Below are 692 nucleotides of genomic sequence, written 5' to 3' on the forward strand. Positions count from 1 at the left end.
TCACGTGAATATGCGATTTACCGTTTAATTACCTAAAATAGTATAATAATTTCAATGAGATAGAAAATTGATTGTTACAAAAAAGTAACATTTGATGCTGGGAGGAATAAAAAAGACCAGCATAAAATGCTGGTCAAAAGATAAAGATTGGAAGGAATTGTTTTCTTTCTTGGTCTTTAGCCATCGATATCGCTGATGGCTAAGTGATGACTTTGAAAGAAGGAAGCGTGAATGCCCCCTTTATGCTGAAAGCATTAGCGAATTTGCTTTTGCTTCAAGGTTAGTGCCACCCATCAGGTATTCATCAATAGCACGAGCACATTCGCGACCTTCGTTGATACAACGAACCACCAAAGATTGGCCTGTACGCATATCACCTGCGGCGAATACGCCTTCTTGATTCGTCGCGAAACCTTGCGTTGCAACGTTGCCGCGATCATCGAGTGCGATATCCAGTTGAGCAAGCACGCCAGTTGGTTCTGGGTGCAGGAAGCCCATCGCAAGGAAAGCCATGTCACATGGGATCACGCGCTCGCTGCCTTCTACTTCTTCAAAGTTTGGGCGCTCGCCTGGTTTCGCATCTTCCCAAACGATATCTGCAAGACGAAGACCTGTAACTTCACCTTTGTCGTTACCGATGAACTCTTTGGTCAAGATGTTCCAGTGACGATCGACACCTTCTTCATGAGAAG

At 44.4% G+C, this 692-nt stretch carries 1 protein-coding gene; it reads right to left on the reverse strand.

Going from position 1 to position 692, the window contains the following annotated elements:
- Window positions 1–240: 240 nt before the first annotated feature.
- Window positions 241–692, reverse strand: a 452-nt coding sequence (locus R7093_RS25675) for an FAD-dependent oxidoreductase (protein WP_318147080.1), incomplete at its 5' end; no start/stop codon positions are given.

The sequence above is a fragment of the Vibrio sp. 1580 genome (assembly GCF_033340055.1).